We start from the raw sequence: 13,738 nt of genomic DNA, 5'->3' as shown, positions 1-13,738 counted from the left end.
GATCGCCACCGCCACTTGCCCCGCTTGCGGGTCGAGTGCAGGCAGCGCATCGGGGCGCCGACCCGCCCCCCGTCGCTCGCCGCGGGCTATCCGCCGGCGGCGAACAGGTCGGCGGCCTGGGTCGTCACCGTCGCCCAGCCGTCGGCCTGCCGGTCCCGCTCGGCGTCGCACCCCTCGCAGTACGCGCCGACCCGGCTGACCGGGGCGCACAGCGCGGTCACCCCGGCCAGCAGCCGGTCCTGCACCGGCGGAGTCAGGGTGCCCAGCAGCCCCTCGGCGATCCACACCGTGGGTTCGGCGGCGTCAAACCCGGCCTGCCGCAACGCCGCCGGCCAGTCATGGCCCAGATCGACGCCCACCGCGCGGCGATGCGCGGTGGGCGTCGCCCCGAGCCCGCGCATGGTCTGGGTTTTGAACTCGATCGCCCGCGGTTTGTCGAGTTCGTACACGGTGGTGCCGCCCGGCCACCACAACCGGTAGGCGCGGGTGTCCAGGCCCGACGCCAAGATCACCACCTGCCGGATCCCGGACCGTCCGGCGTCGCCGAGGAAATCGTCGAAGAATTTGGTACCGACCGCGAAAAGGTCGGTGGTCCCGTCGGGTCCGGAGTCGGCCGGCTCCACGTCGCGGCTGCCGCCCGCCGCCCGGAACAGCGGCTCGGCGAACGGGTCGTTGACCAGTCCACTGGCGGTGGCGTTGACCCGCGCGGCGGCCACCATCATCGCGGTGGCCCCGAAACCGGCGGCCAGTTGGTTGCTCAACGCGCGACTCGCCGCGGCGGGATGCCGTGCACCATGGCGCGCAGCTGGTTCTCGGCAACACCGTCGGCGACGAACCACATCTCGTCGCCGGCCGCCAGCGCGTCGTCGGCCTGCGGCAGGATGACCGTGTCACCGCGCACCACGGTGACCAGGGCGGCGTTGTCCGGTAACGCCAGCTCGTTCACCCGCTGACCCAGCAGCGGGTTGTCGTCGGGCAACGTCAGTTTCACGATGCTGGCCTGGCCGCGCCGCAGCCCCATCACCTGCACCAGGTTCCCGACGTCGATGGCCCCCTCCACCCCGGCCACCATGGCGCGCGGGGTGGAGACCGCGACGTCGACCCCCCAGGCTTCGGTGAACAGCCACTCGTTGCGCATGTCGTTGACCCGGGCCACCACCCGCGGCACCCCGAACTCGGATTTGGCCAGCAGGGAGGCCGCCAGGTTGACCTTGTCGTCGCCGGTGGCGGTGATGACCACGTCACAGGTCTCCAGGCCGCACTCCTCGAGCTGGGCCAGCTCGCAGGCGTCGGCCAGCAACCAGTCGGCGGCCGGCACGGTGTGCGGCTCGTAGTGGCCGCGGTTGCGTTCGATCAGCAGCACCTTGTGCCCGCCGTCCAACAACTCCTGCGCGACCGACCGGCCGACCGCGCCGGCGCCCGCGATCCCGATGCGCATGCCTCTCCTTATACCTGCAGCGCTCAGGGTGTACCACCGCACGGGTGGTGGTACTGATTTACTGGCATCTAACTCACCCCCTGGCCCGCGCCCCGAAGTGGCACCCGCGCGGGCTGCATCGACGTAGGCACGCCCGGACGGAAAACGACCATGACCCTGCAGCAGCTGTACCTGGCGCTGCTGATCGGCGGGTTGGTGCTGTTGGCCAGCATCGTCGCCACCCGGGCGGCCGCCAAGGTGGGGCTGCCCGCGCTGCTGCTGTTTTTGGCGGTCGGGGTCGCGATCGGCAACGACGGGTTGGGGCTGGAGTTCAGTGACGTCGAACTGGCCAGCGATCTGGGCACCGCCGCGCTCGCCGTCATCCTGGTCGAAGGTGGTTTGACCACCCGGTTCGCCGACATCCGCAAACTGCTGGCCCCGGCCGGGGTGCTGGCCACCCTCGGTGTCGTGGTCAGCATGGCGGTCACCGCGCTGGGCGCGCATCTGCTGCTCGGGATGAACTGGCAGCTGGCGATCCTGCTGGGCGCGATCGTCTCACCCACCGACGCCGCCGCGGTGTTCTCCGTGCTGCGGGTGCTGCCGCTGCCCCGCCGGGTGGCCGGGCTGCTGGAGGCCGAATCCGGGTTCAACGACGCCCCGGCCGCGATTTTGGTGTTGATGTTCAGCACCACGCCGCTGACGGTGGCGCCCGGCACCGCGCTGCTGGACCTGCTCTACGAGCTGGCGGTCGGTGCGGCGATCGGGGTGGCGTGCGGGGTGCTGGGCGCGTTGGCGTTGCGGCGCGCCGCGCTGCCGGCGTCCGGGCTGTACCCGTTGGCGACGTTCGGGCTGGGCATGGTGGCCTTCGCCGCGGCGGGCACCGTGCACGCCAGCGGATTTATCGCCGCCTACCTGGCCGCGGTGGTGCTGGCCAACTCCGGGTTGCCGCATCGCTCGGCCACCCGGTCGTTCGCCGAGGGGCTGGGGTGGCTGGCCCAGATCGGTCTGTTCGTGCTGCTGGGTCTGCTGGTCAGCCCCGGCGACCTGTCCGGTGAGCTGATCCCGGCCGTCGTCGCTGGGGCGGTGCTGCTGCTGCTCGGCCGGCCGCTGTCGGTGCTGATCTCGTTGGCCGGTTTCCGGGTGCCGTGGCGCGAGCAGGTGTTCTTGTCGTGGGCCGGGCTGCGCGGCGCGGTGCCGATCGTGTTGGCCACCTTCCCCATCGTGGCCGGCGTCCCGGACAGCTTCCGGCTGCTCAATATCGTGTTCATCCTGGTCGTGGTGTTCACCCTGGTGCAGGGGCCCAGCCTGGGGTTGATCGCGCACGTGATGCGGCTGATCCCGCGGGACACCACCCGCGAGATCCACGTCGAGTCGGCGCCGCTGGATGTGCTGGAGGCCGAGCTGTTGACGATGACGGTGCTGCCGGCGTCCCGGTTGAACAACGTGTCGGTGCTGGAACTGCGGCTGCCCGACCCCAGCGTGATCACGTTGATCATCCGCGACGGCCACACCTTCGTGCCGCAGCCCGACACCCGCATCGCCGTCGGCGACGAGCTGCTGATCGTGACCACCAGCAAGACCCGGGTCGCCACCGAACGCCGCCTGCGCGCGGTGAGCCGCCGCGGCAAACTCGCCTACTGGTTCGACGAATACGGCGAACCGGACTAACTCCGGCCGTTGACTCTGCGGCTATGGCGCAAAAGTGCGAGTAGACCGCGCCGTACACGCAGACTCAACGGAAAGTTATCAACGGGATCGCCGTCTCCACCGGCGTGGCCCCGCCGTGCATCCCGACCAGGTCCGCCACCTGGGGCGGCTCGTGGCCGCTGGCCAGGATCGCGGTATCGCCGGTACAGGTCACCACGACGTCGCCGATGCGGGGCAGGTGCTGCGGGGCAACCGGCCCGAACAGCCCGGCTCCCACTACTTCGTCGCGGCTGGTCACCTCGGCCCGCCCGGCCAGCAGCTCGGACCAGGTGGCCAGCACATCGGTCGCCGCGCCGGGTTCGGTGTGCAGATAGCGCACCCGCGGCTCGCCGGCCACCACCCGCACCCCGGCGGTCAGCCGCGGGTCGGCGGCCACGTCGATGCGGGCGTCGGCGGGCACATTGAGGCCGCCGTGGTCGGCGGTGACCAGCAGCGCCGCATCGGCGGGCAGCGTGTCGACCAGCCGGGTCAGCAGCGCATCGACGTGCGCGGCCGCGGCGTGCCACTGCGGCGACCCGACGCCGAAGGCGTGCGCGGCGGCGTCCAGGGCCGCGGTGTAGCCGTAGACCAGACCGGGTGCGGCGGCCAGCTCCGCGGCAAGCCGGGCGGCGTAGTCCTCGTCCTTGCCCGCCGCCCGAAAGTCCGCGCCGCGGTAGGCGGCTTCGGTCAGACCGCTGCCGATAAACGGTGCCGGCAACACGGCGCGAGCGCTGATCCCGGCGCGCCGTAGTCGCTGAAACCAGGTCGGCACCGGCTGCCAGTGCGTCGGCGGCGGGTCGTCGGCCCAGGCGATGTGGATGAGCACCCGGTCGGTGCCCGGAATGTTGAGCGTGAACCCCAGCACGCCGTGCTCGCCCGGCGCCGCCCCGGTGCCCAGTGACACCAGGCTGGTCGGCGTCGTCGACGGGAAGGTGCACTCCAGCTGGTCCAGCCGGCCGGCGGCCCCGGCCAGCACCGAGGCCAGCAGCGGCGCGCTGGGCGCCAGCTCGGGCAACAGGTGATAGCCCATCCCGTCGACCAGCACCACCGCGACCCGACGCACCGCGCCGAGGTTCAGCCCCAGCGTGTCGACCGCGTCGGGCACCCCCAGCAGCGCGGCCGCGGCCGGCAGCACCTCGCAGATCGATCCGGGCATCATGCCAGCCTGCCATCGGCGGCCCGCCGTCTCGGCGCAGACCCGCCCGACCGGGTCACACTGGCATCGGATCCGTTGGTGGACGGGAAGGGAACCGACATGCCGACAAACAGCCTGGTGCGTCCGGCGTCGTCGGAGGATGCGCGCGCCTGCGTCGCGATCTACCGCCCGTACGTGGAGGACACCGCCATCACGTTCGAAACCGAAGTACCCACCACCGCCGAGATGGCGGCGCGAATTGCCGCAGCGCGCGAGACCCACGAGTGGGTCGTGCTCGAACGCCACGGCGACGTCATCGGCTACGCCTACGCGCACGCCTTCAATCCCCGCGCCGCCTATCAATGGTCCACCGCGACAAGCATTTACCTCGCGCCTGACCATCACCGCACCGGCGGCGGCCGCGAACTGTACGCCCAACTACTCCACCGGCTCGCCCATCGCGGATACCGGCGGGCCTTCGCGGGCATCACCCAACCCAACCCGGCGAGCACCAGTTTTCATCGCTCCCTCGGTTTCGCACCGGCGGGCCTTTACCGCCGGGTGGGATGGAAACTCGATCGCTGGCACGACGTCGCCTGGATGCAACTCGACCTCCTCGGCGACGCGGACGATGACGGCCCGCCCACCCCACTCACCTAAGCCCGGCAGCCGAATTGGCGCCGAACCCTATACATCAGACGCCCTGTAGTACTACGCTGGGTCGTACTACTACCCGTCGGTGAGACAAGGGACGTGGTGCTCGTGAGCGGACGTGTGAGATCCCAAGGCGACGCGATCGATTCGCGCTATCACCCGTCGGCGGCGGTGCGGCGCCAACTGAACAAGGTGTTCCCCACCCACTGGTCGTTTCTGCTGGGTGAGATCGCGCTGTACAGCTTCATCGTGTTGCTGCTGTCCGGGGTGTATCTGACGCTGTTCTTCGACCCGTCGATGACCGAGGTCACCTACAACGGGGTGTATCAGCCGCTGCGCGGGGTGCAGATGTCACGGGCCTACGAGTCGGCGCTGGACATCTCCTTTGAGGTGCGCGGCGGGCTGTTCATGCGCCAAATCCACCACTGGGCCGCGCTGATGTTCGCCGCGGCGATCATGGTGCATTTGGCCCGCATCTTCTTCACCGGGGCGTTTCGCCGGCCCCGGGAAGCCAACTGGGTGATCGGGTCGCTGCTGTTGATCCTGGCCATGTTCGAGGGCTACTTCGGCTACTCGCTACCCGACGACCTGCTCTCGGGTACCGGCATTAGGGCCACATTGAGCTCGATCACGTTGGGCATCCCGGTGATCGGCACCTGGATGCACTGGGCCCTGTTCGGCGGGGACTTCCCCGGCACCATCTTGATCCCGCGGCTGTACGCGCTGCACATCCTGGTGTTCCCCGGCATCCTGCTGGCGTTGATCGGGGTGCATTTGGCGTTGGTGTGGTTCCAAAAGCACACCCAGTTCCCCGGTCCGGGCCGCACCGAGCACAACGTGGTCGGGGTGCGGGTGATGCCGGTGTTCGCGGTCAAATCCGGCGCGTTTTTCGCGATGATCGTCGGGGTGCTGGGCCTGATGGGCGGGCTGCTGCAGATCAACCCGATCTGGAACCTGGGCCCCTACAAGCCATCCCAGATCTCGGCGGGCAGCCAGGGCGACTTCTATCTGATGTGGCCCGACGGCCTGCTCCGCGTCTTCCCGCCGTGCGAACTCTACGTGGGGAACCATGTTGTGCCACAAGCGGTGTGGATCGCAGTGCTGATGGGGGTGGTGTTCGGCCTGCTGGTCATCTATCCGTTTTTGGAGAAGAAGTTCACCGGCGACTACGCGCACCACAACCTGTTGCAGCGGCCGCGGGACGCCCCGGTGCGCACCGCGGTCGGGGCGATGGCGATCGCGTTCTACCTGGTGCTGACCCTGGCCTGCATGAACGACATCATCGCGGTGAAGTTCCACATTTCGCTGAACGCGACGACGTGGATCGGCCGGATCGGGATGGTGGTGCTGCCGCCGATCGTGTACTTCCTGACCTACCGGTGGTGCATCGGCTTGCAGCGCAGCGACCGCGCGGTGCTCGAGCACGGCATCGAAACCGGCATCATCAAGCGGCTGCCGCAGGGCGCCTACGTCGAGCTGCACCAGCCGCTGGGCCCGCTGCCGCTGGAGTACCAGGGTGCCGCGGTGCCCAAGCGGATGAACAAGCTGGGCTCGGCCGGCTCGCCGGGCCGCGGCAGCTTCCTGACGCCCGACCCTCCCGCCGAAGACACCGCGTTGCGCGAGGCCGCGCACGCCGCCGAACAGCGCGCGCTGACCGCGCTGCGGGGGCGATAAACCCACAAACCGGTGATCGCCACCCTGGCCCAGCGGGCCCGGCCCCTCCCGCAAGCAGACGCAAAGGCCCCCTATTCCGGCCCGTAACGGGTGCCTTCGCGTCTGCTCGGCGTTAACTTCGAGCCATGACCGTGCAGCCGCCGATGGATCTGGGCTCCTGGATCGCCCGCCGCGCCGCGGCCACCCCGCAGCTGCCGGCGCTCACCTTCGAGGGGCGCACCTGGACCTATCGGGCCTTCGCCGACCGCATCGACCGGCTCGCCGCCGAATTGGCCGCCGGCGGTGTTCAGCGCGGGGACCGGGTCGGCTACCTGGGGCTGAACCATCCCGACTTTTTGGTCACGCTGTTCGCCGCCGCCCGCCTCGGCGCGGCGTTCGTGCCGCTCAACTGGCGGCTCACCGCAGCCGAACTGGGCTACATCCTGCGCGACGCCGGGGTGCACACGCTGCTGGCCGACGCCGAGCGGGCCGCGGTGATCGACCCGACGCGCGCCGAGGTCGGGCTGGCCCGCGGCATCGCGGTGGCCCCGGTGCCGGGCTGGGACACGCTGGACGATCTGCTGACCGGGCGCGCGCCGCTCACGGATCCGGTGTATCCCGGGCCCGACGAGGTCGCGGTGATCATGTACACCTCGGGCACCACCGGCCGCCCCAAGGGCGCGATGCTCACCCACGGAAACCTGTTCTGGAACAACGTCAATGCGTTGCTGGCGTTCGACACCAGCCAGCACGACGTGTCGCTGGTCTGCGCGCCGCTGTTTCACATCGGCGGCCTCAACGTCACCACCCTGGTGACGTTGCAAAAGGGCGGGCGCATCGTGCTGATGCCGACCTTCGATCCCGGTCAAGCCCTGCAGTTGATCGCCGAACACCGGGTCACCACCATGTTCGGGGTGCCGGCGATGTTTTTGTTCATGAGCCAGGCCCCGGAATTCGCGACGACGGATCTGTCCAGCGTGCGGTTCTTCGTCTGCGGCGGCGCGCCGGTACCCGAGGCACTGATCCTGCGCTACGGCGAGCGGGGCATCCCGTTCGCGCAGGGTTACGGGCTCACCGAAACCGCCCCGCTGGCACTGGTGTTACGCACCGACGAGGTGGCGGTGAAGATCGGCGCGGCCGGCCACCAGGTGCTGCCGCTGTCGGAGGTGCGGCTGGTCGACCTGGACAACCACCCGGTCCCGCCCGGGCAACGCGGCGAGATCTGCGTGCGCGGACCGCAGGTGATGGTCGGCTATTGGCGCAATCCGGAGGCCACCGCCGCGGTGCTGGACGCCGAGGGCTGGTTTCACACCGGCGACATCGGGCAGGCCGACGACGACGGCTACGTGTGGGTGATCGACCGGGTGAAGGACATGGTGATCTCCGGCGGCGAGAACGTCTACCCCGCCGAGGTCGAGGACGTGCTCTATGGGCATCCCGCCATCGCCGAGGTGGCGGTGCTGGGCACCCCGGACGAGCGGTGGGGTGAGGCGGTCACCGCCGTGGTGGCGCTGCGGCCGGGCGCCACGCTGACCCTGGAGGAGTTGCGCGACTTCGCCCGCGGCAAGCTCGCCGGCTACAAGATCCCGCTGCGGCTGGAGTTCGTCGACGCACTGCCCCGCACCCAGTCCGGCAAGGTCGTGAAATACCAACTACGCGAACAACTGGCTTAACCACGCCCCAGTCGCGCGGCTATCGGTTGCCTCGCTTGGCACCAGCGTTTGGTCGACGGCCGCAGCGTCAGCGCGATCGTGATCGCGGCCATGATGCCGACTACCGAACATACGATGGTCACCAGCCAGAAGAACCAGGTCCCGTCGCCGTTGCGTGGGGCCACTGTCCAGGTCAAGCCAATAGACCCGATCCCCACCAGAAGATCGACCGCCCACGATGCGACGAGGACGGCGCGCCCTGCAGGGCGGCGGGTGAGCAGCATGATCCCACCGACGGCTAGGCCGACGGCAAATCCGAGCGACACCAGGGCAAGGAATGCGGCGAAAAGCTGCTGGGCCAAAGATATTCCCGAAGCGGAGGCGACCCCCACACCAGCGACCGTGAGCAGCAAGCCGAACGGGCTGTGCAGGAGGCTGAGCACCGCCGCGGTGATCGCCGTGCCGCCGCTCGGCGGGGACGGATGTTGTGCCCAATCGTTTCCATGCGGATGGGTAACGGGTCGCTGACTCATACCGTGGAACTCTAACCAGCGAACTGCTGGCCCTCACCACCGTCACGACCGGACCCAAGACCAAAGCCAACCTACCGACGCGGGCATCGCTAAATAAGGCAACGAATCAACCCTAGCGGGCACCTTGTTGAAAGCGATGGCGCGGGCGATATCAGCCGGGGGTAGTGGCGCGGGCGCTATCGCTTTTCGGAAGGTATGCATCCTCCCCCTAGGGGCTGCTGCCACGCACGAGGCTGGCGGTGCCGACGGGGTGGAGACGACGCGGCCGCGAGGTCCACCCTTGACCATCGCGTCGTATTGAATGTACGTTCATCCTGAGTGAATAATAATTCACACACCTGAGGAGCGCCATGCCCGACTACGACGACATCCGCTACGAGATCGACGGCCAGACCGCGGTCATCACGATCAACCGGCCGCAGCGCTACAACGCGTTCACCGCCAAGACCGTCGAGGAACTCATCAAGGCGTTCCGCGCCGCCTGGGCCGACACCGCGGTAGCGGTGATCATCCTGACCGGCGCCGGCGACAAGGCGTTTTGCACCGGCGGCGACGTCAAACAGCGCGCCGAGACCGGGGACTACGGCCCCACCGAGTCCGGCATGTTCGAGATCGGCTACCTGCACAAGCTCATCCGCGACGTGCCCAAGCCGGTGATCGCCGCGGTCAACGGGGTCGCGGTCGGCGGCGGGCACGTGCTGCACGTGCTGTGCGATCTGAGCATCGCCGCCGACACCGCCACGTTCGGGCAGGCCGGGCCGCGGGTCGGATCGTTCGACGCCGGGTTCGGGTCGGCGTATCTGGCCCGGGTGGTCGGCGAGAAACGCGCCCGGGAAATGTGGTATCTGTGCCGCCGCTACGACGCGGCCACCGCCGAACGCTGGGGCCTGGTCAACTACGTGGTGCCCGCCGACCAACTCATGGACGAGGCCAAGGCGCTGGCCGCCGAGATCGCCGAGAAGAGCCCAACCGCGCTGCGGTTCCTCAAGCAGTCGTTCAACGCCGACACCGACCACCAGGCCGGGCTGAGCAATCTGGCCATGTCGGCGCTGGAAATCTTCGTCGACACCGACGAGGCTAAGGAAGGCGCGGCCGCGTTCACCGAGAAGCGGCCCGCCGACTTCGCCCGCTTCGTCAGCGCCTAAGGGGCAGCCCATGAACACCATCGCACTCGTGACCGGCGCCGGATCGGGGATCGGCAAGGCGATCGCGCTGGGGTTCGCCGCCCAGGGCGACCGGGTGGTCGCCGCCGACCTCGACGAGGCGGCCGCGCAGGCCACCGCCAAAGAGGTCCCGGAGCTGATCACCGCGCTGCCGGTCGACGTCGCCGACCGCACCCGAGTCGACGCGCTGCGCGACCGCACCCGCGCCGAGGTCGGGGCGCCCACCGTCCTGGTGAACGCCGCCGGTTGGGACCGCACCGACCAATTCCTCAACGCCACACCGGAATTCGCCGAGAAGGTGGTGGCCATCAACTATCTGGGGCCGGTGCACATGTGCAGCGCGTTCCTGCCCGGCATGATCGAGGCCGGCGGCGGCCGGGTGGTCAACCTGGCCAGCGACGCCGGCCGGGTGGGCAGCGCCGGCGAAACGATTTACGCCGGCGCCAAGGGCGGCGTCATCGCATTAACCAAATCGCTGGCCCGGGAGATGGCGCGCCACCAGATCACCGTCAACTGCGTGTGCCCCGGCCCCACCGACACCCCGCTGTTCGCGGCCCAGCCGGAGAAGCTGAAAGAGGCGCTGGTCAAAGCGATCCCGTTTCGCCGGCTGGCCCGCCCCGAGGAGGTGGCCGCCCCGGTGCTGTTCTTCGCCTCGGACGCCGCGTCGTTCATCACCGGCCAGGTGATCAGCGTCAGCGGCGGCCTGACCATGGCAGGCTAGGCAGATGAGCACCAGCACTCCCCCGGCCTTCGACCCGTCAGACCCGCTGAGCCTGGACACCCTGCTGTCGGACGACGAAATCGCGGTGCGCGACACGGTGCGCAAGTTCTGCGCCGAGCACGTCACCCCGTATGTCGCCGACTGGTTCGAGATAGGCGACCTGCCGGGGGCCCGTGACCTCGCCAAACAGTTCGGTGAGCTCGGTCTGCTCGGCATGCACCTACACGGCTACGGCTGCGGCGGCGCCTCGGCGGTGCACTACGGGCTGGCCTGCCTGGAACTGGAGGCCGCCGACTCCGGCATCCGGTCGCTGGTGAGCGTGCAGGGCTCGCTGGCGATGTTCTCGATCTACAACAACGGCTCCGAGGAGCAAAAGCAGCGGTGGCTGCCGGGTATGGCCACCGGCGAACTGATCGGCTGTTTCGGGCTGACCGAACCCGACGTCGGCTCCGACCCGGCCGCCATGCAAACCCGGGCGAAACGCGACGGATCGGACTGGATCCTCAACGGCCGCAAGATGTGGATCACCAACGGCACCATCGCCGACGTCGCGGTGGTGTGGGCGGCCACCGACGACGGGATCCGCGGCTTCATCGTGCCCACCGACACCCCCGGGTTCGCCGCCCACACCATCCACCACAAACTGTCGCTGCGCGCCTCGATCACCTCCGAGCTGGTGCTCGACGACGTGCGGCTGCCCGCCGACGCGCTGCTGCCGGAAGCCCGCGGCGTCAAGGGGGCGCTGGCCAGCCTGTCCGAGGCGCGCTACGGCATCATCTGGGGCGCGATGGGCGCCGCCCGGTCGGCCTGGCAGGCCGCCCGGGACTACGCCGCCGAGCGCACCCAGTTCGGCCGGCCGATCGCCGGCTTCCAGCTGACCCAGGCCAAACTCGTCGACATGGCCGTCGAACTGCACAAGGGGCAGCTGCTCTCGCTGCATTTGGGTCGGCTCAAAGACAGCGTCGGGCTGCGCCCCGAGCAGGTCAGCTTCGGCAAGCTCAACAACACCCGCGAAGCGCTGGAAATCTGTCGCACCGCGCGAACCATTCTGGGCGGCAACGGAATATCGCTGGAGTATCCGGTGATCCGGCACATGGTCAACCTGGAGTCGGTGCTGACCTACGAGGGCACCCCGGAGATGCACCAGCTGGTTTTAGGTCAGGCCTTCACCGGTTTGGGCGCCTTCCGATGAGTGCCCTCACCTACACCGCCGAGCACCACCAATTCCGTCAGGTGGTCCACGATTTCGTGCAGCGCACCGTGGTTCCCGCCCACGAGAACGCCGAACACGGCGGCTGCTGGGACCGCGCCCTGTTCACCGAGGCCGGAAAGCTTGGCCTGCTGGGCTTCCCGGTGCCCGAGCAGTACGGCGGGCCGGGGGTCAACGACTACCGCTACCACGCGATCGTCATCGACGAGCTGCAGCGGGTCGGGGCGGCCGCCGAAGCCATCGCGTTCTCGCTGCAAAACGACGTCGTCCTACCGTATCTGACCGATCTGACCACCCCCGAGCAGAAGCAACGCTGGCTGCCCGGGGTGGTCAGCGGCGACACCGTGCTGGGCATCGCGATGACCGAACCCGGCACCGGCAGCGACCTGGCCGGGATCCGCACCACCGCGCGCCGCGACGGCGACCACTACGTCGTCAACGGCGCCAAGACGTTCATCTCCAACGGGCAGACCGGCGACCTGTTCGTCATCGCGGTGCGCACCGGACCCGACCGGCACCGCGGGCTGTCGCTGCTGGTCGTCGACCCCAGCACGCCCGGCTTCGAACGCGGCCGCAACCTGGAAAAGATCGGGCTGCACGCCCAGGACACCAGCGAGCTGACCTTCACCGACCTGCGGGTGCCGGTCGACAACCTGCTCGGCGAAGAGGGCGAGGGCTTTTACCAGCTGGTGCGCAACCTGCCGCAGGAACGGCTGTCGCTGGGGGTGGGCGCGGTGGCCGCCGCCGAGGGGGTGCTGGCCGAAACCCTCGACTACGTCCAGCAACGGCAGGCGTTCGGCACCCCGATCGCCAGCTTCCAAAACACCCAGTTCGTGCTCGCCGAGGTGGCCACCGAACTCGACATCGCCCGCACCTACCTCGACGACTGCATCGCCGCGCACCTGGACGGCAAGCTGACCGCGGCGCGGGCGGCGAAGCTGAAATGGTGGACCACCGACCTGCAGCTGCGCACCGCCGACCGGTGTCTGCAGCTGTACGGCGGCTACGGCTACATGCGGGAGTACCCGGTGTCGCGGGCGTTCGTCGACGCCCGCATCCAGACCATCTACGGCGGCACCAACGAGATCATGAAAACCATCATCGCCAAGGACCTGGGCCTGTAGATGGCCCCCGACTACGCCGACTTGCCGGTCGAGGACGCCGTGCGCGCGGCCCGCGCCAGTTCCCGGCGCCGCCAACTGCTCGACGCCGCGGTGACGGTGATGAGCAAGACCGGCTTTCACCAGATGTCCATGCAAGACCTGGCCACCGAGGCCAACGTCAGCGTCGGCCTGATCTACAAGTACTTTTCCGGCAAGGAAGACCTGCTGCTGGCCACCATCGTGCGGATCCTGGACGCGTTCCGCGACCAGCTGGCGCCGGTGATGGACGCCGCCGGCGACGACGTCGTCGAGCAACTGGCGGCCGGGATCCGTCGCTACATCGAGATCGTCGACGAAAACCTCGACGCGGTGGTGCTGACCTACCGGGAAAGCCGCACCCTGGGCCCGGCCGGGCGCGCCCAGATCAAGGAGCTGGAGATCGCCACCGCCGCACCGCTGCGCGCCGCGATCGAAACCGGGGTCGCCGACGGCACTTTCACCACCGTCGACGTCGACCTCATGGTCTTCGACATCATGCTGCTGGCTCACGGGTGGGCGCTCAAGCACTGGCATTTCGGCGCGGTCTACTGCCTGGAGGACTACATCGACCGGCAAACCCGCTACCTGCTGAGCTCGCTGCTGCCGCCGCGGCGGCACGGCGACTACCCGCAGCTGCTCGGGTAGTCAACAGTGAGCGGATTGGTTGGTCATTGTTGGTTAGCGTGCGAGAGCGGTCGGCCGGAGTTTCCGCGGGTGTGGGCGTGTCGGTGGTTGCGCATATAGTCGCGCCAAAGGAGGAAGAGCATGACCG

12 protein-coding genes and 1 pseudogene are annotated in these 13,738 nt (G+C 69.0%); 9 read left to right on the top strand and 4 right to left on the bottom strand.

Translation table 11 applies throughout. From position 1 onward, the window contains the following. Nucleotides 1-182 precede the first annotated feature (182 nt). Nucleotides 183-722 (bottom strand): annotated as a pseudogene (locus BKN37_RS11590) (class I SAM-dependent methyltransferase); the annotation flags it as partial. Between the two features lie 35 nt (nucleotides 723-757). Further along, a complete protein-coding gene (locus BKN37_RS11585) occupies nucleotides 758-1,438 on the bottom strand; it encodes a potassium channel family protein (RefSeq protein WP_071025838.1) in 681 nt (226 codons plus the stop codon). Nucleotides 1,439-1,588: 150 nt separating this feature from the next. On the opposite strand from BKN37_RS11585, the gene BKN37_RS11580 reads away from it, so the two are divergent. Beyond that, nucleotides 1,589-3,085: a potassium/proton antiporter gene (locus BKN37_RS11580; protein WP_071025835.1), complete on the top strand. Its 1,497-nt coding sequence runs from the start codon at nucleotides 1,589-1,591 to the stop codon at nucleotides 3,083-3,085. A gap of 64 nt (nucleotides 3,086-3,149) precedes the next feature. On the opposite strand, the gene BKN37_RS11575 is transcribed toward BKN37_RS11580, so the two are convergent. Further along, nucleotides 3,150-4,259, bottom strand: a complete 1,110-nt coding sequence (locus BKN37_RS11575; protein ID WP_071025850.1) for an alkaline phosphatase family protein — start codon at nucleotides 4,257-4,259, stop codon at nucleotides 3,150-3,152. Nucleotides 4,260-4,358: 99 nt separating this feature from the next. On the opposite strand from BKN37_RS11575, the gene BKN37_RS11570 reads away from it, so the two are divergent. From BKN37_RS11570 to BKN37_RS11560, 3 genes are all read left to right on the top strand, one after another. Continuing rightward, nucleotides 4,359-4,898 carry a GNAT family N-acetyltransferase gene (locus BKN37_RS11570; RefSeq protein WP_095407058.1) on the top strand — a complete coding sequence of 180 codons (540 nt, stop codon included), beginning with the start codon at nucleotides 4,359-4,361 and terminating at the stop codon, nucleotides 4,896-4,898. 93 nt (nucleotides 4,899-4,991) lie between these two features. After that, a complete protein-coding gene (gene qcrB / locus BKN37_RS11565; protein ID WP_071025833.1) occupies nucleotides 4,992-6,566 on the top strand; it encodes a cytochrome bc1 complex cytochrome b subunit in 1,575 nt (524 codons plus the stop codon). Between the two features lie 125 nt (nucleotides 6,567-6,691). Further along, nucleotides 6,692-8,218 (top strand): acyl-CoA synthetase, encoded by a 1,527-nt coding sequence (locus tag BKN37_RS11560; RefSeq protein ID WP_242657213.1) that lies wholly within the window; start codon nucleotides 6,692-6,694, stop codon nucleotides 8,216-8,218. On the opposite strand, the gene BKN37_RS11555 is transcribed toward BKN37_RS11560, so the two are convergent. Continuing rightward, entirely contained in the window at nucleotides 8,215-8,730 is a 516-nt protein-coding gene (locus BKN37_RS11555) for a hypothetical protein (RefSeq protein WP_131823571.1), read from the bottom strand. The two genes, BKN37_RS11560 and BKN37_RS11555, sit on opposite strands and share 4 nt — an antisense overlap. A gap of 350 nt (nucleotides 8,731-9,080) precedes the next feature. On the opposite strand from BKN37_RS11555, the gene BKN37_RS11550 reads away from it, so the two are divergent. The 5 genes from BKN37_RS11550 to BKN37_RS11530 are packed head-to-tail and all read left to right on the top strand — an operon-like array spanning nucleotide 9,081 to nucleotide 13,611. After that, nucleotides 9,081-9,875 carry an enoyl-CoA hydratase-related protein gene (locus BKN37_RS11550; protein ID WP_071025829.1) on the top strand — a complete coding sequence of 265 codons (795 nt, stop codon included), beginning with the start codon at nucleotides 9,081-9,083 and terminating at the stop codon, nucleotides 9,873-9,875. Nucleotides 9,876-9,885: 10 nt separating this feature from the next. Further along, nucleotides 9,886-10,614: an SDR family NAD(P)-dependent oxidoreductase gene (locus BKN37_RS11545; protein ID WP_071025827.1), complete on the top strand. Its 729-nt coding sequence runs from the start codon at nucleotides 9,886-9,888 to the stop codon at nucleotides 10,612-10,614. Nucleotides 10,615-10,618: 4 nt separating this feature from the next. Further along, on the top strand, nucleotides 10,619-11,806 hold the full coding sequence (locus BKN37_RS11540) for an acyl-CoA dehydrogenase (protein ID WP_071025826.1): 1,188 nt from the start codon (nucleotides 10,619-10,621) through the stop codon (nucleotides 11,804-11,806). Next, a complete protein-coding gene (locus tag BKN37_RS11535) occupies nucleotides 11,803-12,948 on the top strand; it encodes an acyl-CoA dehydrogenase family protein (RefSeq protein WP_071025822.1) in 1,146 nt (381 codons plus the stop codon). The genes BKN37_RS11540 and BKN37_RS11535 overlap by 4 nt, the downstream gene beginning before the upstream one ends. After that, nucleotides 12,949-13,611 carry a TetR/AcrR family transcriptional regulator gene (locus BKN37_RS11530; RefSeq protein ID WP_071025819.1) on the top strand — a complete coding sequence of 221 codons (663 nt, stop codon included), beginning with the start codon at nucleotides 12,949-12,951 and terminating at the stop codon, nucleotides 13,609-13,611. It begins immediately after the preceding gene. Nucleotides 13,612-13,738 lie beyond the last annotated feature (127 nt).

The sequence above is a fragment of the Mycobacterium talmoniae genome (assembly GCF_001854525.1).
GTDB classification, from domain to species: Bacteria; Actinomycetota; Actinomycetes; order Mycobacteriales; family Mycobacteriaceae; genus Mycobacterium; species Mycobacterium talmoniae.
Note: the sequence above shows the minus strand (reverse complement) of the source record. Positions and strands in the feature narration are given on the sequence as shown.

What these genes read in the sequence shown, in the direction of transcription:
- BKN37_RS11535 (WP_071025822.1), top strand. Translation starts at nt 11,803, where the DNA reads ATGAGTGCCCTCACCTACACCGCCGAGCACCACCAATTCCGTCAGGTG.
- BKN37_RS11560 (WP_242657213.1), top strand. Translation starts at nt 6,692, where the DNA reads ATGACCGTGCAGCCGCCGATGGATCTGGGCTCCTGGATCGCCCGCCGC.
- BKN37_RS11575 (WP_071025850.1), bottom strand. Translation starts at nt 4,259, where the DNA reads ATGCCCGGATCGATCTGCGAGGTGCTGCCGGCCGCGGCCGCGCTGCTG.
- BKN37_RS11585 (WP_071025838.1), bottom strand. Translation starts at nt 1,438, where the DNA reads ATGCGCATCGGGATCGCGGGCGCCGGCGCGGTCGGCCGGTCGGTCGCG.
- BKN37_RS11530 (WP_071025819.1), top strand. Translation starts at nt 12,949, where the DNA reads ATGGCCCCCGACTACGCCGACTTGCCGGTCGAGGACGCCGTGCGCGCG.
- BKN37_RS11540 (WP_071025826.1), top strand. Translation starts at nt 10,619, where the DNA reads ATGAGCACCAGCACTCCCCCGGCCTTCGACCCGTCAGACCCGCTGAGC.
- BKN37_RS11555 (WP_131823571.1), bottom strand. Translation starts at nt 8,730, where the DNA reads ATGAGTCAGCGACCCGTTACCCATCCGCATGGAAACGATTGGGCACAA.
- BKN37_RS11550 (WP_071025829.1), top strand. Translation starts at nt 9,081, where the DNA reads ATGCCCGACTACGACGACATCCGCTACGAGATCGACGGCCAGACCGCG.
- BKN37_RS11580 (WP_071025835.1), top strand. Translation starts at nt 1,589, where the DNA reads ATGACCCTGCAGCAGCTGTACCTGGCGCTGCTGATCGGCGGGTTGGTG.
- BKN37_RS11545 (WP_071025827.1), top strand. Translation starts at nt 9,886, where the DNA reads ATGAACACCATCGCACTCGTGACCGGCGCCGGATCGGGGATCGGCAAG.
- BKN37_RS11570 (WP_095407058.1), top strand. Translation starts at nt 4,359, where the DNA reads ATGCCGACAAACAGCCTGGTGCGTCCGGCGTCGTCGGAGGATGCGCGC.